The 23,625-nt window shown below is 60.2% G+C and carries 20 protein-coding genes and 2 pseudogenes; 7 read left to right on the top strand and 15 right to left on the bottom strand.

The features are described from left to right. Positions 1-56: 56 nt before the first annotated feature. Both FH08_RS0101570 and FH08_RS49995 read right to left on the bottom strand, forming a co-directional pair. Positions 57-947 carry an alpha/beta fold hydrolase gene (locus FH08_RS0101570; RefSeq protein WP_031356626.1) on the bottom strand — a complete coding sequence of 297 codons (891 nt, stop codon included), beginning with the start codon at positions 945-947 and terminating at the stop codon, positions 57-59. A gap of 21 nt (positions 948-968) precedes the next feature. Beyond that, positions 969-1,468: pseudogene (locus FH08_RS49995) on the bottom strand (hypothetical protein). A gap of 100 nt (positions 1,469-1,568) precedes the next feature. Between FH08_RS49995 and FH08_RS53175 the strand changes: the two are divergent. From FH08_RS53175 to FH08_RS0101550, 3 genes and pseudogenes are all read left to right on the top strand, one after another. Further along, positions 1,569-1,715: pseudogene (locus FH08_RS53175) on the top strand (LysR family transcriptional regulator); the annotation flags it as partial. Positions 1,716-2,178: 463 nt separating this feature from the next. Next, positions 2,179-2,871, top strand: a complete 693-nt coding sequence (locus FH08_RS0101555) for a hypothetical protein (protein ID WP_152602707.1) — start codon at positions 2,179-2,181, stop codon at positions 2,869-2,871. A gap of 381 nt (positions 2,872-3,252) precedes the next feature. Then, positions 3,253-3,570: a hypothetical protein gene (locus FH08_RS0101550; RefSeq protein WP_031356624.1), complete on the top strand. Its 318-nt coding sequence runs from the start codon at positions 3,253-3,255 to the stop codon at positions 3,568-3,570. Between the two features lie 212 nt (positions 3,571-3,782). On the opposite strand, the gene FH08_RS0101545 is transcribed toward FH08_RS0101550, so the two are convergent. Continuing rightward, on the bottom strand, positions 3,783-4,649 hold the full coding sequence (locus FH08_RS0101545) for a helix-turn-helix transcriptional regulator (protein ID WP_035565035.1): 867 nt from the start codon (positions 4,647-4,649) through the stop codon (positions 3,783-3,785). A 263-nt stretch (positions 4,650-4,912) separates the two neighbouring features. Between FH08_RS0101545 and FH08_RS0101540 the strand changes: the two genes are divergently transcribed. From FH08_RS0101540 to pstS, 3 genes are all read left to right on the top strand, one after another. After that, positions 4,913-5,893 (top strand): Dyp-type peroxidase, encoded by a 981-nt coding sequence (locus tag FH08_RS0101540; protein ID WP_051887630.1) that lies wholly within the window; start codon positions 4,913-4,915, stop codon positions 5,891-5,893. Between the two features lie 537 nt (positions 5,894-6,430). Next, a complete protein-coding gene (locus tag FH08_RS0101535; protein WP_031356621.1) occupies positions 6,431-7,918 on the top strand; it encodes an MFS transporter in 1,488 nt (495 codons plus the stop codon). 70 nt (positions 7,919-7,988) lie between these two features. Continuing rightward, positions 7,989-9,080: a phosphate ABC transporter substrate-binding protein PstS gene (gene pstS, locus FH08_RS0101530; protein WP_051887628.1), complete on the top strand. Its 1,092-nt coding sequence runs from the start codon at positions 7,989-7,991 to the stop codon at positions 9,078-9,080. Between the two features lie 191 nt (positions 9,081-9,271). On the opposite strand, the gene FH08_RS50180 is transcribed toward pstS, so the two are convergent. After that, a complete protein-coding gene (locus tag FH08_RS50180; RefSeq protein WP_075583274.1) occupies positions 9,272-9,490 on the bottom strand; it encodes a hypothetical protein in 219 nt (72 codons plus the stop codon). A gap of 183 nt (positions 9,491-9,673) precedes the next feature. After that, complete coding sequence (locus FH08_RS0101520) at positions 9,674-10,312, bottom strand: TetR/AcrR family transcriptional regulator (RefSeq protein WP_051887626.1); 639 nt, start codon at positions 10,310-10,312, stop codon at positions 9,674-9,676. 84 nt (positions 10,313-10,396) lie between these two features. Here FH08_RS0101520 and FH08_RS0101515 point away from each other — a divergent pair, with 84 nt between their 5' ends. Next, positions 10,397-11,530 (top strand): MBL fold metallo-hydrolase, encoded by a 1,134-nt coding sequence (locus tag FH08_RS0101515; RefSeq protein ID WP_031356617.1) that lies wholly within the window; start codon positions 10,397-10,399, stop codon positions 11,528-11,530. A gap of 34 nt (positions 11,531-11,564) precedes the next feature. Here FH08_RS0101515 and FH08_RS0101510 read toward each other — a convergent pair whose 3' ends face one another. The 10 genes from FH08_RS0101510 to FH08_RS0101465 form a co-directional block, all read right to left on the bottom strand. Next, the gene (locus FH08_RS0101510; protein ID WP_031356616.1) at positions 11,565-13,499 is read right to left on the bottom strand and encodes a hypothetical protein; all 1,935 of its coding nucleotides are present in this window, start codon (positions 13,497-13,499) and stop codon (positions 11,565-11,567) included. A 605-nt stretch (positions 13,500-14,104) separates the two neighbouring features. Next, positions 14,105-15,238 (bottom strand): NAD(P)H-dependent flavin oxidoreductase, encoded by a 1,134-nt coding sequence (locus tag FH08_RS0101505; RefSeq protein WP_035565032.1) that lies wholly within the window; start codon positions 15,236-15,238, stop codon positions 14,105-14,107. 71 nt (positions 15,239-15,309) lie between these two features. Beyond that, positions 15,310-16,968, bottom strand: coding sequence for an AMP-binding protein (locus FH08_RS0101500; RefSeq protein WP_031356614.1), 1,659 nt, complete (start codon positions 16,966-16,968; stop codon positions 15,310-15,312). A 48-nt stretch (positions 16,969-17,016) separates the two neighbouring features. Continuing rightward, positions 17,017-17,412: a RidA family protein gene (locus tag FH08_RS0101495; protein WP_031356613.1), complete on the bottom strand. Its 396-nt coding sequence runs from the start codon at positions 17,410-17,412 to the stop codon at positions 17,017-17,019. Continuing rightward, complete coding sequence (locus FH08_RS0101490) at positions 17,409-17,861, bottom strand: acyl-CoA thioesterase (RefSeq protein WP_031356612.1); 453 nt, start codon at positions 17,859-17,861, stop codon at positions 17,409-17,411. Before FH08_RS0101490 ends, FH08_RS0101495 begins: the two co-directional genes overlap by 4 nt. Beyond that, positions 17,861-19,066, bottom strand: coding sequence for an acyl-CoA dehydrogenase family protein (locus FH08_RS0101485; protein ID WP_031356611.1), 1,206 nt, complete (start codon positions 19,064-19,066; stop codon positions 17,861-17,863). The genes FH08_RS0101490 and FH08_RS0101485 overlap by 1 nt, the downstream gene beginning before the upstream one ends. A 1-nt stretch (position 19,067) precedes the next feature. Further along, positions 19,068-19,916 (bottom strand): enoyl-CoA hydratase family protein, encoded by an 849-nt coding sequence (locus FH08_RS0101480; protein ID WP_031356610.1) that lies wholly within the window; start codon positions 19,914-19,916, stop codon positions 19,068-19,070. Positions 19,917-19,931: 15 nt separating this feature from the next. Next, entirely contained in the window at positions 19,932-20,468 is a 537-nt protein-coding gene (locus FH08_RS0101475; protein WP_031356609.1) for a MarR family winged helix-turn-helix transcriptional regulator, read from the bottom strand. After that, positions 20,465-21,247, bottom strand: a complete 783-nt coding sequence (locus FH08_RS0101470; RefSeq protein ID WP_031356608.1) for an SDR family NAD(P)-dependent oxidoreductase — start codon at positions 21,245-21,247, stop codon at positions 20,465-20,467. Before FH08_RS0101470 ends, FH08_RS0101475 begins: the two co-directional genes overlap by 4 nt. After that, entirely contained in the window at positions 21,244-23,574 is a 2,331-nt protein-coding gene (locus FH08_RS0101465; RefSeq protein WP_051887625.1) for a bifunctional salicylyl-CoA 5-hydroxylase/oxidoreductase, read from the bottom strand. The genes FH08_RS0101470 and FH08_RS0101465 overlap by 4 nt, the downstream gene beginning before the upstream one ends. Between the last annotated feature and the right edge of the window lie 51 nt (positions 23,575-23,625).

The raw sequence follows: 23,625 nt of genomic DNA, 5'->3' as shown, positions 1-23,625 counted from the left end.
TCGCTGCGCGCAACGGCCGGAATCGTCCTTTGACTAATCGCCTCACGCGGGGAGCATCAATCGACCCAGGCGTTGACATCAAGAACCGCGGCGGCGAACGCTTCTGGTGCCTCCTGCGGAAGATTGTGACCTGCATTCGGCACGACGCGGTTCTCATGGCGTCCCGTGAAGCGCTTGAAGTCTGCTTGTCTTCCCAGCGGCGCGACACCGTCCGTGTCCCCCTCGAGTGTGATCGTGGGCACGGTGATCGACGGCATGCTGGACAAGCGACTCTCCATATCGTCGAACTGAGGATCACCATCGACCAGTCCGAAGCGGTGCCGATACGAATGGACTACAACGTCGACGAAATCCGGATTGTCAAACGCAGCTGCCGAGCACGCGAAGGTGTCGTCGTCGAAGCGCCAGGTCGGCGACCATAATGACCATAAGAGTCGACAGAACGCACGCCGGTTTTCAGTCAGTCCGGCCCGGCCGCGTTCGCCATGAAGATAGTATTGGTACCACATGCGATGTTCTTTTTCGGGGCTGGCTGGCCGCATGGCGGTGGCTATATTCTGGATGTTGTAGCCGTTCACCGAAACCAGTCCACGCGCTCTCGACGGGTACAGCGCGGCCACGACGCATGCTGCCCTGCCTCCCCAGTCATATCCGCCCAGCACGGCCTGTTCAATCTGAAGCGCATCGAGCAGCGATAACAGGTCTGACCCCAGCGCTGCCTGCTGGCCCGAACGAAGCGTTGTCGATGCAAGGAAACGCGTTGGCCCATATCCCCGAAGAAAAGGTGTGATAACGCGGGCACCCTGGGATATCAGGCGTGGCGCCACGTCCTCGTACGCGTGGATATCGTAGGGGAAACCGTGTAGCAGAACGACTGGCCATCCGTCGGTTTCCCCCTGTTCGTCATAGGCGATGTCAAGCAGGTCGGTCGCGATCTTTTTAAGCATGAATCCATCCTTTAGGCAATGTCAAAGCCCCAGACAAACCGCCCCACCCGCGACGATCACGCACGCGAGCCAGCGTTTTCCACTGACCGCTTCCCGCAGAAACATTCGTCCGATCAGCACCGCAAACACCACACTGGTCTCGCGCAAAGCCGATACCGCGGCCATCGCGCCCGACTGCAACGCTCATATCACGATGCCATACGCCGCGATCGAGACCAGGCCGCCAACGAGCGATGACGAGCAGGGGCGACGAGTAGCACACTTGGATACGCTTGCGCCAGATCGTTGCGGCGGTACGACCGCACGAGGGCCACGTTGTAGACTATATGCACGAGTCCTGATGCGACGATTTACGGGCCATCCCGCGGCGCGACCAGGATCACGAGCGTTGCGACCGCCGCGATGGCGCTGCCCATTCATGTCATGGACAGGAACCGGTCGTCGTTGCCGTGCAGCATCGCGTTCCAGCCGGCGTGGAGCAGAGCGGCAAAGAGGACAAAACCGCCGGTACACCTCAGCATGCGGGTCAACGGAGAAAGTGTGTAGTAAGGAGGATATCTGTCGTGTGGCCTGCTGGCAAACCAGATAAATTGACTATCCGCGTTAGACAAACTCTTGCGAATGAAGTGGATATTGCTGCCACTCAATGCTTTGCGTGCCTTCGAGGCCGCCGGCCGACTCGCCAGCTTCACGCAAGCCGCTGTGGAATTGCAGGTGACTCACAGTGCGGTAAGTCAGCAGATGCGCAAGCTCGAAGAGCAAGTCGGTTACCCGTTCCATGGTTGCGCGTCCTTCCTCGATACCGGGAGCCTGTCGCCCCTGCTCAAGAAACGTTCGCTTCCAGACGGAAACGCGGTTGTATACCTTCGCTGTCGTCGCGGCGTCCTCCTATAATTGTGGCGCTCGGCTGAAGCCACGCCAATAGACGGGAGATCCGATCGTGCGGACACGAATAGCTCGCCTAATCTCGGGCCTTGCTGTGATGGCTTTCACGCTGACCGTGCCATGTAGTCCGGTCTTGGCGCAGACTCCCGGTTCAGCCGCGTCAGATACGGCAGCTTCTTCGGCGCCAATCAATGAAGCAACCACGAACGCGCAAGCCAATCAACCCAGTTCGTCGCCGGGTGCACCGGGATCCGCAACGGCCTCCGCCGTAGCCGCAAGCGGGCCGCCATCGTATTCGTTTTCGGTGTCACTACAGCCTGGAAGCCGAATAAACCTGGATCAGCCATTGCACGTCGATGTGGAGTCGGTTCCTGCAACTGCTGGAGATGTGGCCGTCTGGGCGAAATATACGTTCGCACTAGCTGCTTTGGTTATCGCCGTCATCGCTGCGATGATCACCATGCTGGTTGGCTTGAGAAACTGGCAAGCCGCTCGAATCAACCTGCTCAATACCTGTCACAAAACCTACGGAGAGATCTTCATTGAGCTCTACGATCTATCAGAGCGTCAGCGACTTGCACCATTCGTCGGCGCGCCTGATCCGAAGTGGGCTGCCGAAGCAATAACGGCAAAGAAGCTATTCATTCGTTTGTGGAATCTGCAGTATGAAGAGTTCGTCTACTTCTACCACGGCCAGCTCATCAAGCGGGTCTTCGAAAACTGGCTGACGTACCGCTTCAAGGACTTCCGTAACCCTGCTTTCGTGCTCGATTTCGGCGTGGAAAGGGTAAGTTACCTGACATCATGGAACGACCGGAAGAGGGATCTGGGTCCCGGCCATTTCGTTACCTTCATGGAGAAGGCCGCCGGATTCCCCCCAGTGGCGCTTCCAGCCGGCGAGGTAGTCCTCGCTCCTGCAGGAGATCCGGACGGCGAGTCCAAAGCAGCAACGTCAGTCGCTATGGTCTGGTTCCGCGAGAACAAGAATGCGATACGTGGCGGCTTCTGGTCCATCGTGGGGCAACTCTTCATTTTTTGAACTACATGCCTGAGGTCAATGTTGCCTCACGTGCGCGATGTGGAACCTGGGCGCTCGGTCGGCGCGAGGCATTGGTTCTCGGGTTGTAGTTTTCTCCTCGTTCGCCGCTGATGGGAGGCGTTGCGTCGCTCCCCGCCTATCCAGAGTCCGGTGCTTTCACATACCTCGCTTCAGGAGCAGGTTCAGGATGGAGTTGCTAACCTGACCGTCCGCTTTCGAAAAAAGAGGGCCCGCTCAGGGTCGGGCTAAGCCTATGGTGGGTATGCTGCACGCGTCCCACATTGAATCTTCAACGGCGGAAATACCCCTTTCACGGCATCGCAGCATCACGGATCCGCAACGGCGCTACACTAACGAGGCAAGCGCACGCCGGAGAAAGCCATGACAGACCTTGACCCTGATACCACCTTTCGCAGGTTGCCCCTCACCCCGGAGCAGGACGCGGAAGTGAGGCACTACATTAAATCGCAGAAGCAGCGCGGCCTGCCTTGGGACACGTCGGAGCTAAGCGCGATGCTCAAGGACATGCTGCAACCGCCGGGCGACGAAGACGACGAATTCGACGCCTCGGCAGACGAGACGAAAGGGGCCGCCGAGCGCGCAATGGGTTCCGTGGAAGAAGAGATGGATGCCATCGAGGCGAGCGAGGAGCGGAATGCCGCGATGGAGTCCGAAATTATGAAAGGGCCCAAGCGTTAGGGCACGCGGCATCGATCACGAAGTTGCCCTCATCGCTGCCGTGCGTGCGCTTTGTACGCTTGAACGCAAGACGTCGTCCCATCGAGACCCAGGGCCGCGATAAGTTTATTGGGCACTCACGCGGCTAAAGATGCGCTTGATCGAACCGGATGAATCAAAGGCGTTTCTCGCGACCTTGGAGCGCATTGAGCTGGCAAGCGATGCTTTCAGTGTTAAGCAGACGGATTTGCCGGTGTTACCCCGATCAGAGCGCGGATCCGCTCCTGATCGGCCGGTGTCGCCGGGTTGTAGACGATCATCTGCAGATCCGGCCGCCCATCGACCGCGAAGGAAGAGTATTCCAGCGAGATCGGCCCTAGCACCGGATGGCGCAAATGCTTGACCCCTTCGCCGTAGGTCTGCACCTCATTGTCCCGCCACATGGCGGCGAACTCGGGACTTGACCGGCATAGTTCATCGACGAGCGGCGCCACCTCGGCGTCGGCGCCTGCGCGTGCGGCATCGATCCGGAATGCGCTCACCACGAAGCGGGCCACGCTTGCCCAATCGAACTGCGCAGCACGGACGCGGGGGTCGCAGAAGATCATGCGCAGGATGTTGCGTTGTTCGGGTGGCAGGGAGCCGTAGTCGGTAAGCACGGCCGCAGCCGCACGGTTCCAGGCGACCACGTCCCACGTCGCCGTCCTGACAATCGCCGGGCTATAGGGCAACGCCTCGAGCAGGCGTTGCAGCCGCGGCGTGATCGCGTCACCGCCGCGATAGCGGACTTCGGGCGGATGCCCGAGGCCGAGCAGGAACACGTGTTCGCGCTCGACCTCGGTCAGCATCAGTGCCTTCGCGATACGGTCCAGCACGTCCGCTGATGGATTGCCACCGCGCCCCTGCTCCAGCCACGTGTACCAGGCCGCACTGATATTGGCGCGCTGCGCCACCTCTTCCCGGCGAAGTCCTGCCGTGCGCCGCCGGCTTCCGGAAAAGCCGAAGGTCGCGGGATCGAGCTTCGTCCGCCGGTTCTTCAGATAATTGCCGAGCCGGTTGTCGTTCGCGCTCGCACTCTCGTTCAAGTTTTCGTGAGGCATGTGCAACCTGTCAGGAGGTATACCTGAATAACGTCATTACTTTAACAGGATGATCTTACCTCGTACATTGCCCCCTCGATCACTCGAGAAAGCATCACCTGCCCGACTTTGTCCGCCGACACCAAACAGAAAATCTGTCCTCAAGCTCGCGCCGATCCCCGGAATTGACTAACCTTGTCAAAACATCCCGCAACGGAGTCTTGGCATCGATAAAGCGCGCCCTCGGTCGCCGGACTCTCTGACAAATCGAGACTATTCATCCGATGCCCACCGACATTCCAGAGCCTCAAGCTGTTTGCGATTCCATCTCCCGTAGCGCGATCTTCATGGTCGCCACGCTTAAAGCCGGTCCCGAAAGCGCAAGCACAGTGCGCGCGTTATGCGCTGACGTCGCCGGCCTGGTTCGCGCGGTGGGCACGCGCGCGCCTCCGGCCAACCTCTCGTGCGTGTGCGGTTTCAGCTCTGACGGTTGGGATACGCTTTTCGGCGCGCCGCGCCCCGCGAACCTTCATGCGTTCCGCGAGTTTGGCGAGGGCGGACGCCGCGCGATTGGCACGCCGGGGGACCTCCTGCTGCACATCCGCGCGGACCATATGGATCTCTGCTTTGAACTTGCCGCTTTATTGATGGAGCGCATGGGCGACGCGGTTTCTGTCGTCGATGAAGTCCATGGCTTTCGCTATTTCGACCTGCGCGACATGGTGGGTTTTGTCGACGGCACCGAGAATCCGAGGGGCCGCGAGGCGGTCGAGTTTGCCCTGATCAGCGATCAGGATCCGGCATTTGCGGGCGGCAGTTATGTGATGGTGCAGAAGTACCTGCACGACATGGCTGGCTGGGACGCACTTCCAGTCGAGGCGCAGGAACGCATTATCGGCCGCAAGAAATTATCCGATGTTGAGCTTGCCGACGGAGTCAAGCCGTCGTCTTCGCACAGCTCGCTGACGACGATCGAAAAGGACGGTCAGGAAGTGAAAATCCTGCGTCACAACATGGCATTCGGCCGCCCGGGCGCGGGCGAGTTTGGAACCTACTTTATCGGTTATGCGAGTTCGCCCGAGCCAATCGAGCAAATGCTGGAGAACATGTTTGTCGGACGCCCGCCAGGCAACTACGACCGGCTTCTCGACTACAGCCGCGCGGTCACCGGTGGCCTGTTCTTTGTTCCATCGGCTTCCCTGCTCGAGGATCTTGCGGATCGTGATCCGCAGGCTTCGGCGAATGAATCGGCCTCGGCTGGATGATTGCTGGAACCGGTAACACGCGCTCGCGTTGCTACGCCAAGAATCTTGGCTGGCAACGCGGCTCCGTTAAAGCGAAACGCTATGGATAACTTACAAACTGAAAGCGCTGTCTTACTCCGCCCCGCACAAAAGGTGGCTCGCGGAGAATCCATACAAATAGATTAACCCGATAAATACCTCCCAACAGAAGCGCATTTAAAGCCGCACGCGAACGCACAGACGTTTTCGTCGACGACGAAGCCGCGAACGCATCGGCCTTCCTTCCTCACTGGCCCCAAGCTTACAAACCTTAGCAGGCCCTCGACCTGCTCTTGTCATCCGCACGACACCTGCCCCCGTCACGATGGAAATCTGGCATCGCACATTCTCGGCGAAAGATTCGCTTCGACAATCGAACGAGACGTGTTGCATCAGCCAGCAATAACCAGATCCGCGTGCCGCAAAAGGCACGCTCGACGAGGCGAAGACGCTCGCGGGGAACTGCTCTCCAGCGTTTAATCGCCATCGCAATAGCCGCAATTGCACCAGGAGCGAGTTATGCATGATGTGGCAGAGTCCGACAGGTTACAGAGCAACGGTGTGAAATCGGTCCAGCAGTACATCGACGAGCACCCGATGTGGCCCGATGGAACTCATCTCGCGTCGGTACCCATGACCGCGATGCAATGGCGCATCTGGGCGTTGGCCGCAGCGGGAAAGTTCTTCGAAGGATTCGTCGTTTTCATGACGGGTGTGGCGCTCCCGCTCATCTCCCGCGAGTTCGGCATCAGTGCGGCACAGAACGGCTTCATCAGCGCCGCGAGCCTGATGGGCATCCTGGTCGGCGCGGTGGGTCTCGGCGGCATGTCCGACTACTTCGGGCGTAAGCGGATGTTCATCGTGGAGATGATCATTTTCGTGGCGTTCCTGGTGCTGCTCGTTCTTTGCACCAACTTCACCTCGCTCGTGATCTGCCTGTTTGGACTCGGCGTGGCGCTCGGTTGCGACTACCCGACCGCGCACATGATCATCTCTGAAAGCATCCCCAGCAGCAGCCGGGGCAAGCTTGTGCTCGCCGCGTTCGGCTTTCAGGCCCTCGGCGCGCTCGGCGGCACGGCGGTGGGCTTCCTGGTCCTGTCCACAATTCCCACCCTCGATTCCTGGCGCTGGATGTACGGCACCGCGATCATACCGGCGCTGGCGGTGACCGTCGGCCGCTTCTACATCACCGAAAGCCCAAGCTGGCTGCATATTCGTGGTGCGGTCGACCGCGCGGAAGCCGCTGCGCAGCGCTTGCTGGTGCGCAGCCCGCAGTACCCGACGAACATTGCGTTGTCGCGCGAAATGGATAGGGCCGCCACCGGTCACGGCGGCGAAAAGAGCTTTTTGGCGCTGTTCGCGCGGCGCAACCTGCGAGCCACGATCCTGGCCTCGGTACCCTGGTTCCTGCAGGATCTCGGCACGTACGGGATCGGCATCTTCACGCCGACCATTCTCGCAGCGGCGTTCGGCAGCAAGCCCGATCATGTTCGCAGCGTCAGTGACCTGATACTGAACGACATACTCGCAGCCAAGGGCTCCGCCCTCATCACCATGCTGTTGATTGTCGGCATTATTTTCGCGGTCATCCTCGCGGACCGGGTTGGACGAATCTGGCTGCAAGTCGTTGGCTTCATCGGCTGCGCGGCAGGCTTGCTGATTGCTTCGTTCTCCGATGGTTTTGAAGGCTCGACCAAGACCGTGGTGATTTTCGCCGGCTTCATGCTCTTCAATTTCATGACCAACCTGGGTCCGAACGCACAGACCTACCTGCTGGCAGGCGAAGTGTTTCCGACGGCCATTCGCGGCACCGGCGCCGGGTTCGCGGCAGCCGTCGGCAAGATCGGCGCGGTCGCGACCGCATTCCTTTTCCCCATTTTGCTCACGGGCATAGGCACCGGTCCGCTTCTTTACATTCTCGTGGCCACATCGATTCTCGGCGCCGTGGTGACGTGGATATTTCGCATCGAGACAAACGGCGTGAGCCTTGACGACATTGGAAAATAAGCGCGCGTTCACGCACCGCCATGAAATTCCATTTGCAAGAGTTGGTTCCAGTATCGCGACGGAGACCTGCATGACCAAGCTCTATAAAAACCCGGCACGGCGGTTGCGCCCGCACCGGTTCGCAGCCCTGCCGCTGTGCGTGGCTGCGTTCAGCCTGATGACGAGCGCAGTGGCCAATGCGCAGGACCTCACATTGAGCGAAACCGGCTCGACCTTGATGTATCCGCTCTTTACAACCTGGGTGGCCGAGTACACGAAGTCGCATCCCGGCGTCCACATTACGGTGGGCGAGACCGGCTCCGAGGCCGGTATCCAGCAGGTGCTGGCCGCCAAGGTTCACATCGGCGCATCCGACGCGTATATGTCCGATGCCGAGATGCGGCAACACCCGCAGATCATCAACGTCCCGCTGGCAATTGCCGCGCAGACGGTCAACTACAACCTGCCCGGCCTCAACGCGACGCACCTCAAGCTGGACGGGCCGGTGCTCGCCGCAATCTATACCGGCGAGATCCGCAACTGGGATGCACCGCAGATCGCCGCGCTCAACCGGGGCGTGGCGTTGCCGCATAATCCGATCGTGCCGATCCATCGGGCTGAAGGCTCTGGAGACACCTTCGTGTTCACCCAGTTCCTGTCGTTCTCGACGCCGAGCTGGGAAAGCAGCCAGGGATACGGCACGTCCATCTCATGGCCAACCGTGTCGGGCAGTACGACCGCAACGGGGAACGCGGGCATGCTGCAGGCGCTGCAAGCGACGCCCTACTCGATCGGTTATGTGGGCGTCAGTTTTACTGACAAGCTGGCCGCCGCGCATCTGGGCACCGCCGCCCTCAAGAATGGAGCAGGCGAGTTTGTTACGCCGAGCAAAGACACGATCACGGCGGGCGCCGCTTCGCTCGGTCCGCGCACGCCGGCTGACGAACGCCTGAGCCTTGTGTTCGCGCCGGCATCGGGCGCTTACCCGCTCGTCAATTACGAGTACGCGGTCGTTTCGACGAAACAGCCTGACGCCACGACCGCTGCCGCGCTGCGCAGGTTCCTGCTTTGGTCGATCGTGCCGTCCGAGACCAATGAGGCATACCTCGATACCGTGCACTTTATTCCGCTCCCACCGCATACGTGGGAATTGAGCCAGGCGCAGGTCCAGTCGATCAAGTAAGCGCCGTTCAAGCGGAAACTTCCAGCGGGCGCGGCAACGCGGTTCGTTGTCGTGTGCCGCCTTCGCTGCGGGATCGGTGCAACAGCGCTGCACAATGTGCGCAACCATCCATCACAAGAAAAGTGCCGGCATCCGGACAACGCACTAGGATCTAGTGCGTTGTCCGAAACAACCGGGTCAAACTAAATCAATCAGTGGCCGCTGTGCAGGTGCGCTGCTTTCTTGGCCGCGTGTTCAGCATGCTCGCCCGCGTGCAACCCGTGACCATGCGCCAGGTGGGCATGGTGGCTCGCACTCTCGTGGTCGCCGGCTTCGGCGTGCTTGGCTGCTTCGCGATGATGCTTCGCGGCCGAATCAAGGTGCTTGGCTGCTTCGTGATGATGGTGATGAACTTCGTGTTGATCGCTCATGGAAGTCTCCAGTATCTGCAACGGGGCTCAATCCACAATAGGAGTGAGCGTCACCACGATAGTGAAATGCGGTGTCACTTGCGTGAACCCGATCGGGCAATCGCCAAGGCGCTGTAACTGGAGATTACGAGCCGTGCGTTCGATCCGACGAAAACCGCACGCGTTACGCGCGTCGCGCACCCATCATGCGTAGCGTGCAAGAAACATATCGGCGGCGGATTCCGCTACTTGCTTTTGTTCAGCCTTGCCGAGGGGGCGCTGCCCCATTGTCACCTGTGGCCAGAAAGCAAACGCCTTGACGAGAGCCTGCAACTGCTGCGAGGCGAACACGGGATCCGATGTCTTGAGCCGGCCATCAGCAGTGGCTGCACGTATCCACACGGTCAGGTCTTCTTCGCGCTCACCCATGCGGGCCACCATGTCGCGTGCACGCTCCGGCGAATGAATGCCTGCCGCGATCGCCACGCGCGCGAGTGACAGGAACGCTTCGTTGTTCAGAAGACTCAGCTTTTTCAACAGCAACTGGAGCAACTGCGCGCGCAACGGCTCAGAGCCGGTATAAGCGGGCGCCTCTCCCGAGTCGCTCGAGTCCCACAGCTGCCGCATGATGGCGGCGAACAGCGCTTCCTTGCTGGGGAAATGGTTGTAGACCGTGCGCTTCGATACCCCCGCGCGAGCTGCGATGCGGTCCATACTGGTTGCATCGAAACCCGCCGCGAGAAATTCTTCGATAGCCGCAGCGATCACGGCAGCGCGCTTGCGATCGGTCAGGCGGAGCTGGTTCGAAGTGAGGTTGACAGTGAGATTAGCAGTAGCGTTCATCGATAAATTTTACACCAGGCAGTTTACTTTTTTATAGGATAAACTACACTCCACAGTCTACTTTCCGCATCGGGACGTCACACCATGACATCGTTCACCGGTTCTATCCGCCGTGCTTTGGGGCTGACTGCAGCGCAACGCGGTCGCGAATCATTCGACTCCTCAACTCAGCACGACGGCGAGCGCTTCCGTAACGTCAAGCCTCGTCCCGTGGAAGGAATCGGCAAGACCCTGAGCATCGTGTGGAATATCCTGCTGCACAAACCGGCCGGCACCGTGCCTGCAAGCCCCTTGCCCGTCGATGCACTGACGCGCGAACAGCTTGACGCGGCGCCTGACCGAAGCTTGTTTCGCCTCGGTCATTCAACCATGCTGCTCAAGCTGCGCGGTGAGTTCTGGCTGACCGACCCAGTCTTCGCCGAACGGGCATCGCCGTTCCGGCGGTTTGGTCCCAAACGCTTTCATGCACCGCCCATCGCGCTCGCCGATTTGCCGCCGCTGCGCGGCGTGATTCTGTCCCATGACCACTACGACCATCTGGACCGCGAGACGGTGCTTGCGCTTGCGAATTCCACGAGCGTGTTCCTGACGCCGCTAGGCGTGGGCGACCGGCTGATCGAGTGGGGTATCGACGCGTCGAAGGTTCGTCAGTTCGACTGGTGGCAGGGTGTGGAGATCGACGGTCTCGCGTTCACGGCGACACCTTCGCAGCATTTCTCCGGCCGCAGTCTTTTCGATGGCAACAGTACGTTGTGGGCCTCGTGGGTCATCGTCGACGGCGATCTGCGCGTGTTCTTCAGCGGCGACACAGGCTACTTCGACGGCTTCAAGACGATTGGAGAACGGCTCGGTCCGTTCGATATAACGCTGCTCGAAACGGGCGCCTACGACGCCCAATGGCCGTACGTACACATGCAGCCCGATGAAACCGTGCAGGCCCACCTCGATCTGCGCGGCCAGTGGCTGATGCCGATCCACAACGGCACCTTCGACCTGGCGATGCATCGCTGGCAGGAACCGTTCGAGCGCGTGATGGGGCTCGCCGGTGCGCATGGCATTCCGCTCGCGACGCCGCGCATGGGAGAACGGCTGGATCTGGCCACGCCGCACCGCGGTCAGCGGTGGTGGCGCGAGGTGCCGGAGGTCGCGCAAGTGCCTGGGACGCTACGGCGCTGGTTCTCGTGCCGCAGTACGAGAGAAGCAAATTCGCAGGGCTAACTATTGGCGCTCTTGACGATCTCCCCGCCTGACGCTATGACCCCGGCGTCCATCGATAAACAATGATGCTGGACTCGTTGTAGTTGTCCTTCGTGACCACGTACTCACCGGTCGATCGCAGGTATGACCTCAGGCCGTACATCGAATCAACGTTGTTGCCTACGTCCACTGTAGCGGGGCTGCTATTGATGAATGTAGTGTCAAGGCTACCCGTGGCGAGATTGAAGGCGTCGATGTTGGGCACGGTGTTGACGTATCCGACGAACAGGTAGTTGCCGGCGGCCGTGAGCGATTTTGGATTGGCGCTGGTGAGGTTGATCACCGGATTCGGCGAGCTCTGGTTTCCCGCAAGCCAGCCGTGATAGACCTCGATCCTAGTTCCTATCGACGTCCAGTCTGTGCTCCCGACTATGCCTTGCGCGAGGATCATGGTGTCGCTCTCCGGCAGGTAGATGATCCGCGTCAATGGCAGGATGGTCCTCGGCGTGGCATACGCAATGCCTGCTCCCCAACTCGGCTTACCGTTGGCATCGAAGCCAGTCAACGGATAGTAGTAGATGCGGTTCGTTCGGTCCGGGCCGGCCCAGACGTTGCCATTGCTGTCGAGACAAAACCCGCCCGTGATCAGTGCAGTGGCATTGAACGCCGTGCCAGGCAGCGACCCGTCGGGTATGGCGATGTAGCCATTGGCCGCGTTGAAGTGGAAGAAGTAAAAGATCCCTGGATTCTGGCCGGCTGCCACAAGGATCCGGTTTGCGCCGACCGTGGCGATTTGCGCGAAGTGCTGACCGCGCTGGGTGTCGTTGATGTTGATGCGTGGATCGGACGGATAGTCGATCGGATCGACCGTATTCGCCACGAACGTGCCGCCCGCGGTGCCCGTGTAGACATTGAAACCTTCGTAGAAGTTTGCGCCGTCTGTCCCGGGGTCCGGTGCGCCGTTGCCTTCAAAATTGAGTGCCTGAAGCGTCCATTGCAGGGTGCCCGAGCTGCTGTAGGCGTGGATATCGGTATTGCCGTTGCGGCCGAGGTCCCAGGTTCCGCCCCACGGGTTGTTGAGGACATACAGGGTGCCCGCGGCGTCCTTGCCAATGCCCGCAACGCGGGTGAAGCGCTTGTCCCCGACCTGGCCTTTGATTCCACTCGTGGTGTCGAGATATCCACCCTGAATGCCGAACGTGCCGACCTGGGTTGGCGGAGTTGAAACGCCCGCGGTCTGGTAGATCTTGATGTTCATGTCGGGCCCCTCGTCGCCGACCAAAAGCTGACCGGCCGTCGCGTCGAAATACAGCCCGCTCGGGCGGGACGTGGGTGACATCTGGATCGTGTTCAAAGCCGCGCCTGCCGGACTGAATTCCACAACCGTGCCGGTGTTCTCTTGCGCGACCCAGACATTGTCGGCGCTGTCCAACGCGAGCGCCCCGGGAGCTGCTACGTTGATATCGCTCTGCCAGACGCCGTCGGTGGTGAAGACCCGGACGCGATTTCCGGGGAAGTCGCTCGCGTAAAGGAGAGAGCCTGATGTCGCGAGTCCGGTAACAACGTCACCACGCGTCTGGGTTGTTGTCGCGCTGACGGAGATGGAGAGATCGCGTGTTTTACTGGTTCGGTTATATCGCCCTACCCAGCCACTGCCATTAGTCCTGTCATATTGCAAGGCTGCAAAGATTGAAGTCGCATTGCCCGTAATGGCACTGCCCTGGAACTCGTTATGAATTCCGATGGAACCCATGTTCTGGCGGTTGCCGTATATGGCGACGCCGCCTTCGTTTTCGTCCCACAGGGAAGCCGTATAAATAATTCCCTCGGGCGCAACCCATATGGAACGAGCACCATTACCCACATACGTGGAATTCGTTCCGTATGTGTTCGCGAGCCAGTCGGTCGTGTATTGCGCCTGACACTCTGGCGCAATTGCCGCGATCAGCACAGCGGCAGCAAATAAAGCATGAACGCGTTTTTTTAACATGAAGAAGGTCTCTGAATGGTCGTCTAGCGGCGATGCAGGATGCGCGGGCATAAAATCCCCTTGGCCGGCTTCACACGGGTTCATCGCTTGATTGTGCTGGGCGCGGGCATTAAACAGCGTCCGTATAGAGGAAAGAAAATAGGCGCTTGCGTCCAGCGGACGTTTTACCGCTTACGGTCAATACAATTCTGGAGGCATAAGCCATGTGCCCTTTGCACATTACGCATTACAAAGGGCCAATTCCCCCGAAACTGTCCAGTCGTATTTTTGTACTCACCTTAAGGAAATACCGCGATGAGTGATCGTAAATCTAAAACAGTCGGAAAGTCGCCAATAAAAAATTAAAAAATATATAGCGCGCCTTAAAGTAAGGTCATCGGTAAGAATAATGAATACGCTACGGCCGACCGAAACGGCAAACTGATGAATTGACCGATTTAGTTTCTCGCCGGAGATATGTTCGGAAGTCCAACGCATTCAGTGCCGAGCAATCGGATCAACATAAGAGGTTCGAACGACAGGAAATGGAGGCCGGAATACCCTGGGCCACACTTAGCGACGCGTTGATCTCCCAACCCGCAAAAGGGGTAGTTACAGGCCGTGGGTTACGGGTGCAACCTGGATGTGTCCGACCCTGAACCGATGACGAAACCGGTCCGTAGCGAAGCGATCGCATCGACGGTTTCCTGCAGGAGCGTTGCGACCAGTTCCGCTGCGGGCATCGCTCGCGACAACCGAACTGCTTCGCCGGCCCACTGTGCGGCGAAAGCTGAACTGCCATGGGCCTTCGCCGCGGCATTCAACGCGCGGGCGGCGCCAAACGCAATTGGGTAGTCGGGGATCGAGGGACAGCCCGGATCTCGCCCAATGTCCGTGAAGGCGTTTTCGATGCTGCGGGCGAGCCTGCCGGAGATTGCCTTCGTGAATGCAGTGCGGCTTTGAGGGTTTAGCAGTGCAGCCCGGTCGGCCGCATCGGCTGCCGACTCGGGGGTAACGAGAAACGCGGTACCCAGTTGCGCGGCCTGAGCGCCGAGCGCAAGCACGCCGGCAATGCTCGCGCCGTCCATGATTCCGCCAGCGGCGATGATCGGCAATGGTGTCTCGCGCCTGAGTAACCGAACGAGCGTCATGGTCCCAAGCAATTCGTCTGACGCGGCGGGATCGAATGTGCCGCGGTGGCCTCCGGCTTCGGCGCCTTGCGCCACGATCGCGTCGATTTGCGCGTCGGCCACCTGCCCCGCTTCGTCCGCGTTGGTTGCGGTCGCGAACAACACGATACCGGCGTCGCGCAGCGCGCCGATCGCGGCCAGTGCCGGCAGTCCAAAATGAAAGCTGACGACGGCCGGGCGCTCCTCGAGCAGCATCGCCAGGACAGCGTCGTCATCGATGAAGCTTGAAGCGTCATGACTCAACGCAGCGGGCGGTGAGGCTTGAAAGCGGGCAAAGTACGGCTCGAGGAATGTAAGCCAGCGCGCTTCCCGGAATGCGTCGGCGGCGGCATGCCGATGGCAGAACACGTTCACGTTGAACGGCTTGTCTGTGAGCGAGCGTGTCTTGCGGATAACGGCGCGAGCATCCTCCGCTTTCATCCCGCCAATGCCGAGCGACCCAAGCGCACCCGAGTTGGACACCGCTGCAGCGAGGGCAGGTGTTGCCCAACCGGCCATCGGCGCCTGAATGATCGGCACGGAAACCCCGAGCTTCGCAAGCGGGCTTGCGGGATCGAAAGAGAAGTTCATTGCTTTCCCTCCTGACGAAATCTCGCGCGCTCAAGGGTAGTATGCGGGCCAACGAAAGCTACGTGCTCCCATCAAGACGCCGCTAACGCCCGCAACGCAAACCGCTTCAGCTTGCCCGTCTCGGTGCGAGGCAAGGCACTGATAAATTCAATCGCGCGCGGATACTTGTACGGCGCGATCTGTTCCTTCACGAAGGTTTGCAGTTGCACCACCAACGCGTCGCTCGCGACAAATCCCGCACTCAGAACAACGAACGCCTTGGCAATTTGCCCGCGCTCGTCGTCGGCCACGCTGACCACCCCGCACTCCGCAACCGCTTCATGCAGCAGCAGCGCGCTTTCTACTTCCGGACCGGAAATGTTATAGCCGGCCGAGATGATCATGTCGTCAGCACGGGACTGATAAAAGACGTAACCATCGGCATCGATACAAACCGAATCGCCCGGGAGGTTCCATCCGTCGCGGACAAAACTACGCTGGCGCGGGTCGCTTAGATAGCGGCACCCGGTCGGCCCTTTGACCGCGAGCATGCCTATCTCGCCCACAGGAACGCTCTGCATGTTGTTGTCCACTGCCTGCACCACGTAGCCCGGCACCGCGCGCCCGATCGCCCGGTCGCGCGTCTGTCCTTCGGCGCTCGACACAAAGATGTGGATCATTTCAGTGCTGCCAATTCCATCGATCATTTGCAAACCCGTGGCCTGTCGCCAGAGCTTGCGTGTGGCATCCGGTAAAGGTTCGCCGGCCGAGACGCTCTTTCCAAGGCTCGATAAATCAAAGCGCGAAGCAAGACCCGCCATTTGCCGATAGAACGTCGGCGCCGTGAACATGATGGTTGCGCGAAAACGCTCGACCACTTGCAGCAGCGTCTCCGGCGTCAACTTCTCGATCAATACCGACGATGCCCCCGCGCGCAACGGAAAACACAGCAAGCCGCCCAGCCCGAAGGTGAACGCTAGCGGAGGCGTGCCGCAGAATATATCGTCGGCGGTGGGCTTGAGAATATGGCGCGGAAACAGGTCGCACATTGCAAGCACATCGCGATGAAAATGCATGCAACCCTTCGGCATTCCTGTCGTGCCGCTGGTAAATGCGATCAGGCAGACGTCGTCGGCAGCGGTGTCAACCGCCGTGTATTCGGCAGGTTGAAGCAAGGCGATCGTATCGACGGAATCGGGACCATTATCATGAAAGAGCCTTGTTTGCAGCAGGCTTTCGCAAAAGTACGCGTTGGCGGGATCGTTGCATTGCGCGAGTTCATCGACCAGTCGCGCGTCGCATAGGGCCGCGGACACTTGAGCCTTATCGATGATCTGCTTCAGTTCTTTCGCCCGCAAAAGCGGCATGGTAGGCACCACCACGAGACCCGCCTTCAAGGACGCAAGCCACGCGATTGCCATGTGCAACGTGTTCGGCCCACGCAGCAAGATGCGGTTGCCCGGCACCAGTCCCATCACTCCGGTTAGCACATGCGCCGCCTGGTTCACGCGCGTACGCAATTCGCTGTACGTGGTCGCGTGCGGTGCACCATCGACGTCCGACCAGATCGCGGGTTTTGCACCCTGCCCGCGTGCCTGATGGTCATCGATTATCCGGTCGAGCAATTCGACCGCGCAATTCAGGCGCGCCGGATAGGAGACGTCGGGGTTGTCGAGCAGAAACTGCGGCCACTCGCCAGGCGGCGGCAGGTTGTCGCGGGAAAACGTATCGACGTGAGCCGAAGGTTCCATGGTGAGCTCCGAGAACAACGAAATAAGCGACGAAACAAGCGACGGTAGTTAATCCGGAATAACGGCGGTGGCTTCGATCTCCACCTTGGCTTCGTCTTCAATGAGCGCGGCCACCTGCACGGCGCTCATTGCAATGTCGTAGTTGCCGATCAGTTCTCGAAACGCGCTGCCCACGTCCCTCAGTGCGGCGACGTACTCACGCTTGTCGGTCACGTACCAGGTCAAGCGTACGAGATGCTCCGGACGCCCCCCTGCAGCATCGAGCACGGCGACTATGTTCAACAGAGCCTGACGCGCTTGCGCCGCGAAGTCGCTGCTATGGAAATGGCCTTGCGCGTCCCAGCCAATCTGTCCTGCTATGAAAACCTGCGTGCCGCGCGCGGCAACACCGTTCGCGTATCCGCGTGGCTTGACCCAACCAGCCGGGAGTAATGCATTTTTCACGACAGAGTCTCCTTTAGTTGTGCGAGCGCCGCAGGATTAAAGCGCGTCAGCGCCGCACGGATGTCATTGGGAATCTCGATCGACACCCCGGATTCGAGCGACGTTGTCACGAGCACCTGACGCGCGAGAAAGCGCGTTTCGCCCTGCGACTGTGCGTCAATCACAATGCCAACGGAACGAGCACTTATGCGTTCAAGCGTCAGCGACAACACGAGCGTGTCGCCCATCTGGCTTGGCTTTGAAAACGTGCAATCGAGCTTCACGATCGGCAAGCCGACGCGACGCTTGCTGATCATCGCGGCGTAGTCGATACCGAGTGCATCGTTAAACCAGTCCTCTACCAGCGCGTTGGTCATCACGAGATACTGCGGAAAAAATACGATACCCGCGGGATCGCAATGCGAAAAACGAATGCGCACCGGCCGTTCGAAATGGGTCGATGATTCCATCATGCGTTCCTCGCGGCATGAGCCTTGAGCAGATCGCGCCCGACAATCAACTGCTGCACTTCGGTCGCGCCTTCATAGATGCGCAGTGCGCGAATCTCCCGATACAGTTGCTCGACCACCGCACCGCTTTGCACGCCGCTGCCGCCCCACAATTGCACGGCGGCATCAATCACCTGCTGAGCACCCTCGCTCGCATGCCACTTCGCTAGTGCAGCTTCACGCGTGACCGACTTGCCCTGATCGCGCAACCAAGCCGCCCGATAGACGAGCAACGCAGAGCTGTCGATGGTGAGCGCCATTTGCGCGAGTTTCGCTTGCGTCAGTTGGAAGTCACCCAGCGTCTGCCCGAACATCCTGCGTGACGCAGCGCGTTCGATCCCTTCGCTCATCGCCCGCCGCGCGAAGCCGAGCGATGCCGCTGCGACCGACGTGCGAAAGATATCGAGCGTACGCATGGCAAGCTTGAAACCTTCGCCGCGATTGCCGAGCAAAGCGGAACGTGGCACGCGTGCATTTTCGAACGAAAGGCGCGCCAGCGGATGCGGCGCGATCACATCGAGCCGTTCGGCAATGCGCAGTCCCGGCGTATCCGCATCGACGATAAACGCGCTAATGCCACGCGCCCCCGCCGCCTCGCCGGTACGGCCGAACACCACGTAAAAGTCCGCGATGCCACCGTTCGAGATCCAGGTCTTCTCGCCATCGAGTACATAGAAATCGCCGTCTTCGCGCGCGCTGAGCGCAAGCGCCGCGACGTCCGAGCCTGCATCGGGTTCCGTCAACGCAAACGCCGCGATTGCCTCGCCGCTTGCCACACGCGGCAGATAACGCTGCTTTTGCGCCTCGTTGCCGCCAAGCGAAATCGCGCCCGATCCGAGTCCCTGCATCGCGAGCACGAAGTCGGCAAGACCGCTGTGGCGAGCAAGCGTTTCGCGCAACAGGCAAACGGCGCGCGTGTCGATGGTATCGCCGTGACCACCATAAGCCGTGCCGCCTATGCCATAGCGCAACCATCCGGCCGCGCCAAGTTCACGCACGAGACGGCGACAGATTGAGTCGACGTTCGCATGAGTCGCATGCGTATCGCCCAGATGTTCTGCTGCCCACGTGTCGATACGCACACCCAGCTCGCGATGCCGTTCTTCGAAGAACGGCCATGCGAGGGCATCGTGAAAAGCGTCGGAAGTTGTTTGAGGATTGGCCACCTCAATCTCCCTCGAACACGGGCCGCGTCTTGGCGGCGAATGCGCGATACGCGCGGCCGAAATCGTTGGTCGCCATGCAGATTGCCTGCGCCTGCGCTTCGGATTCGATGGCATCGTCTATGCTCATGCTCCACTCCTGATGCAGCATCTTCTTCGTAATGCCATGCGCGAAGGTCGGTCCCGATGCGAGATCAGAGGCGAGCGATTGCGCTTCGCGCAGAACGTCGTCGGGCTCGCATAGGCGGTTATAGAAACCCCACGCGAAGCCTTCGTCGCCACTGGCGGAGCGTCCGGTGAAAAGCAGTTCAGCCGCCCGTCCCTGACCGATGATGCGCGGCAGGATCGCACATGCGCCCATGTCACACCCCGCCAGTCCCACACGGGTGAAGAGAAACGCGAGCTTGCTTCGCGCGGTGCCTAGCCTCATATCCGAAGCCATCGCCAGGATCGCTCCAGCGCCGGCGCAAATGCCATCGACGGCTGCAACGATCGGCTGCGGGCAATGGCGCATCGCCTTGACGAGGTCTCCCGTCATGCGCGTGAACATGAGCAACTCGGGCATGGGCAAGTCGACAAGTGGCGCGATGATGTCGTGCACGTCGCCACCGGAACAGAAGTTGCCTCCGGCGCCGTGGATCACGATGCTTTTTACGTCGGTGGCGTAAGCGAGCTGACGGAACAGGTCGCGCAACTCGGCATACGATTCGAACGTCAGCGGATTCTTGCGCTCGGGCCTGTCAAGGGTGACCGTGCCAACGCCCTGCTCGACTGTCCAGCCAAAGTGCTTCGCGCGATAGTCGCCGAGGGTCTTGCGGTTACCGGCAAAAAGCGCGGTGGTGTTGTCGTTCATCGACTGTCTCCGTATCTATTCCGTACGCTCGCGCAAGTGCTGCTTCAACTTGCCCAGCTTCTGATGCATGCGCGCCTTGTCAGCCAGCGGCAATCCGCCGAACAATTCGACGACCCATTGTTCATGCGCACGCGCCATGCGATCGAACGATTCGCGGCCATGCGCGGTGAGGCGCACGGCAAACGAACGGCGGTCGCTTGGATCGGTGTCGCGCACGACAAAACCTTCCTTCTCCAACTGGTCCGTGAGACCCGTCACGTTGCCGCCGGTGACCATCAGGCGTCGCGACAGCTCGTTCATCTTCAGGCCTTCGGGATGCCGCTCGAGTTGCGCCATCAGGTCGAAGCGCGGCAGCGTGGTGTCGAATTCGGCGCGAAGGCGGCGTCGCAGCTCGGCCTGCACAAGATTGGTGGTGGTGAGCATGCGCAGCCACAAGCGCAGTCCCATGTGACTGTCGACGCCCGTGCTCATCTCCAGGTCGACGACGTTGCCGGCGGCCTTGGCTTTCTCGGGCGCGGCGGTTTTAACCGTGCGGGCAGCGGGCTTGTTCACATTACTTCTCCACCTGAAATAGAAATGGTCTGACCGGTGATCGATCGCGACTCCGGCAAGCACAGCCATAACGCGGAACTGGCGACTTCGTCCGGCGTCACGAAGCGACGTTGCGGATTAGTTCGCAGCAGTGCTTCGCGTGCCTCGTCCTCGCTGCGTCCGGTCTGTGCAACGATCTTTTCGATCGACTGATCAAGCAGACCGGTTTCGGTATAACCGGGACAAACGGCGTTGACGGTCACGCCACGCGTGGCAACTTCGAGTGCGAGCGACCGTGTCATGCCGATCACGCCATGCTTGGCGGCGCAATACGCGGCCACATAGGCGTAACCCACTTGTCCCGCAGTGCTTGCGACGTTGACAATGCGCCCGCTGCGGCGGTCGAGCATCGCAGGCACTACCTCTTGCGTGCAGAGGAACACGCCCGTCAGATTCACGTCGAGCATGCGTTTCCACAGCGCCAGATCGGTCTTTGCAAACGGTGCGGCTTCGGCCTGCCCCGCGTTATTAACGAGGATGTCGATGAAACCGTTCTCGCGCGCAGCAGCAAACGCCGCAGCGACGGAATCGGCACACGTGACATCCACGCTCTGCACATGCACGGTTCCGGCTTCGCTCAGGACTCCGGCCTGATACGCGAGCCGCGCCGCATCCCGGCCCATCAACGTGACCTGCGCGCCGGCTGTCACCAGCGCGTGCGCGATAGCGGCACCGATACCGCTACCTCCGCCTGTGACCACCGCGTGCTGGCCTTTAAGTGGATGCGGGAGGGTGTTCATGCTTCGCCCTCCGCACGCTGGGCACGCTCACGTTCATAGCCGCGCTCGAGCTGCGACTTCGCGGCATAGTATTGCTTCGGCCAGGCGATATCGGCATAACCAAGCTTCGCGGCTTGATCGAGCGTCCACGACGGATTGGCAAGATGCGGGCGCGCTACGGCGCACAGGTCGGCGCGCCCCGCTGCAATGATGCTGTTCACGTGGTCGGCTTCCGAAATCGCCCCGACCGCTATGGTCGCAATGCCTGCTTCATTGCGCACGCGATCCGAGAAAGGCGTCTGGAACATGCGGCCATAAACCGGCTTCTCTTCCTTGCTCACCTGTCCCGACGATACGTCGATCATGTCCGCGCCCGCTTCCTTGAACGCACGCGCAATCAGCACAGCGTCGTCGGGCGTGATGCCGCCATCCACCCAGTCGTGCGCCGAGATGCGCACGGAAATGGGTTTGTCCTTGGGCCACGCTGCGCGGATCGCATTGAATACTTCGATCGGAAAACGCAGACGGTTCGCGGACGAACCGCCGTATTCATCGTCACGCTGATTCGTGAGCGGAGAGAGAAAGCCGGACAACAGATACCCATGCGCGCAATGCAGTTCAAGCCAATCGAAACCGGCCTCCACGGCAAGCTCGGTCGAACGCACGAACTGCGCCTTGATCTCGCGGAGATCGTCGGCGGTTGCTTCTCGCGACCATTGACTGATGCCTTTCAAATACTGCTGCCGCGACGCCGATACGATCGGCCAGTTGCTTTCTTCGAGCGGCTTGTCGGTCCCCTCCCAACTCACCCTCGTTGATGCCTTTGCGCCAGCATGACCCAGCTGGATGCCGATCTTTGCATCGCTCTCACGATGCACGAAGTCGACAATGCGTCGCCACGCGTCACGTTGCGTGTCGTTATAGAGACCGGGGCATCCGGGCGTGATGCGGCCTTCTGGAGAGACGCAGGTCATCTCGGTCATCACCAATGCAGCACCACCCATGGCGCGGGCGCCGAGGTGCATCAGGTGGTAGTCACCCGCGACGCCATCGACAGCCGAGTACTGGGCCATGGGAGAGACCACCACGCGGTTCTTCAGCGTCACGCCGCGCACGGTGAATGGTGTAAACATCGGCGGGACGGAGCGCTTGCTGCTGTCTATATCAAGCCCCGAGCGCTGTGCGATCCAGTTTTCAAACTCGGCGAGATACGCGGCGTCGCGCGAGCGCAGGTTTTCATGGGAGATACGCTGCGATCGCGTGAGCAACGAATAAGCGAATTGCTCCGGTTCGAAAGATGCGTAACGGTCCACGTTTTCGAACCACTCGGTGGAGTTGCGCGCGGCGTTCTGGATGCGCAGGACATCGACACTGCGTACTTCCGTGTAGTGATCGAGCGCGGCCAGCAGATCGCCCGGATGCGCCGCGATGCTGTTTGTCAGTTCGATCGCGTCTTCAAGCGCGAGCTTGGTGCCGGAGCCAATCGAGAAGTGCGCCGTGTGCGCGGCATCGCCCATCAGGACGATTGGCGTGACGCTGCCATCGCTATTCGCGCGGTTATGCACCCACGTTTCGTTCACGATGCGCGGGAAGCGGATCCATTGCGAGGAGCCGCGCAAATGCTGCGCGTTCGACTTGAGCGCGTGGCCGTCGAGATACTTGGCGAAGAGCCGCTCGCAGAATGCAATACCGTCTTCCTTGCTCATTTCATCCAGGCCGGCTGCACGCCAGACCCGCTCGGGCGCTTCCACGATAAACGTGGACATGTGATCGTCGAAACGATACGCATGCGCCTGGAACCAGCCGAATTCGGTCTTCTCGAACGCGAACGTAAACGCGTCGAACAGCTTGTCCGTGCCGAGCCAGACAAAGCGGCAGTCGCGCAGATCAATATCGGGCTTGTAGGTGGCCGCGTACTTCGTGCGCACGACGCTGTTGGCGCCATCGCACGCGATGATGAGGTCGGCGTCGTAGGTTTCGTCGCTGGTGACTTGTGTTTCGAACACTAGCTTCACGCCGAGCGCTTCGGCTCGCTCCTGGAGGATATTCAACAGGCGCTTGCGGCCAATGCCGCAGAAACCGTGTCCGGACGAGCGCTGCGTGCGGCCGTTGATATGGATGTCAATGTCGTCCCAGTGATTGAACGCATCGAGAATGGCTGCCGCACTCGCCTCGTCCGCACGACGCAGGTTGCCGAGCGTCTGGTCGGAGAAAACCACGCCCCAGCCGAAGGTGTCATAGGGACGATTCCGCTCCACCACCGTCACGTCGTGAGCGGGATTTTGCTTCTTCATCAGCAAGCCAAAGTACAGACCCGCGGGGCCGCCACCAATACATACGATGCGCATAGTGCGCTCCAGGCTGGAGAGTCAGGTTTAATTTAGGCCTCGATAGTTTAG

The sequence above is a fragment of the Caballeronia sordidicola genome, assembly GCF_000729995.1.
Lineage (GTDB): Bacteria > Pseudomonadota > Gammaproteobacteria > Burkholderiales > Burkholderiaceae > Caballeronia > Caballeronia sordidicola_A.
Note: the sequence above shows the minus strand (reverse complement) of the source record. Positions and strands in the feature narration are given on the sequence as shown.

Excerpts from the sequence above, each read along its gene's own strand:
- FH08_RS0101470 (WP_031356608.1), bottom strand. The coding sequence starts at position 21,247 with ATGAACACCCTCCCGCATCCACTTAAAGGCCAGCACGCGGTGGTCACA.
- FH08_RS0101500 (WP_031356614.1), bottom strand. The coding sequence starts at position 16,968 with ATGGAACCTTCGGCTCACGTCGATACGTTTTCCCGCGACAACCTGCCG.
- FH08_RS0101480 (WP_031356610.1), bottom strand. The coding sequence starts at position 19,916 with ATGAACGACAACACCACCGCGCTTTTTGCCGGTAACCGCAAGACCCTC.
- FH08_RS0101545 (WP_035565035.1), bottom strand. The coding sequence starts at position 4,649 with ATGCCTCACGAAAACTTGAACGAGAGTGCGAGCGCGAACGACAACCGG.
- FH08_RS0101510 (WP_031356616.1), bottom strand. The coding sequence starts at position 13,499 with ATGTTAAAAAAACGCGTTCATGCTTTATTTGCTGCCGCTGTGCTGATC.
- pstS (WP_051887628.1), top strand. The coding sequence starts at position 7,989 with ATGACCAAGCTCTATAAAAACCCGGCACGGCGGTTGCGCCCGCACCGG.
- FH08_RS0101505 (WP_035565032.1), bottom strand. The coding sequence starts at position 15,238 with ATGAACTTCTCTTTCGATCCCGCAAGCCCGCTTGCGAAGCTCGGGGTT.
- FH08_RS0101515 (WP_031356617.1), top strand. The coding sequence starts at position 10,397 with ATGACATCGTTCACCGGTTCTATCCGCCGTGCTTTGGGGCTGACTGCA.
- FH08_RS0101570 (WP_031356626.1), bottom strand. The coding sequence starts at position 947 with ATGCTTAAAAAGATCGCGACCGACCTGCTTGACATCGCCTATGACGAA.
- FH08_RS0101465 (WP_051887625.1), bottom strand. The coding sequence starts at position 23,574 with ATGCGCATCGTATGTATTGGTGGCGGCCCCGCGGGTCTGTACTTTGGC.
- FH08_RS0101490 (WP_031356612.1), bottom strand. The coding sequence starts at position 17,861 with ATGGAATCATCGACCCATTTCGAACGGCCGGTGCGCATTCGTTTTTCG.
- FH08_RS0101540 (WP_051887630.1), top strand. The coding sequence starts at position 4,913 with ATGCCCACCGACATTCCAGAGCCTCAAGCTGTTTGCGATTCCATCTCC.
- FH08_RS50180 (WP_075583274.1), bottom strand. The coding sequence starts at position 9,490 with ATGAGCGATCAACACGAAGTTCATCACCATCATCACGAAGCAGCCAAG.
- FH08_RS0101535 (WP_031356621.1), top strand. The coding sequence starts at position 6,431 with ATGCATGATGTGGCAGAGTCCGACAGGTTACAGAGCAACGGTGTGAAA.
- FH08_RS0101550 (WP_031356624.1), top strand. The coding sequence starts at position 3,253 with ATGACAGACCTTGACCCTGATACCACCTTTCGCAGGTTGCCCCTCACC.
- FH08_RS0101520 (WP_051887626.1), bottom strand. The coding sequence starts at position 10,312 with ATGAACGCTACTGCTAATCTCACTGTCAACCTCACTTCGAACCAGCTC.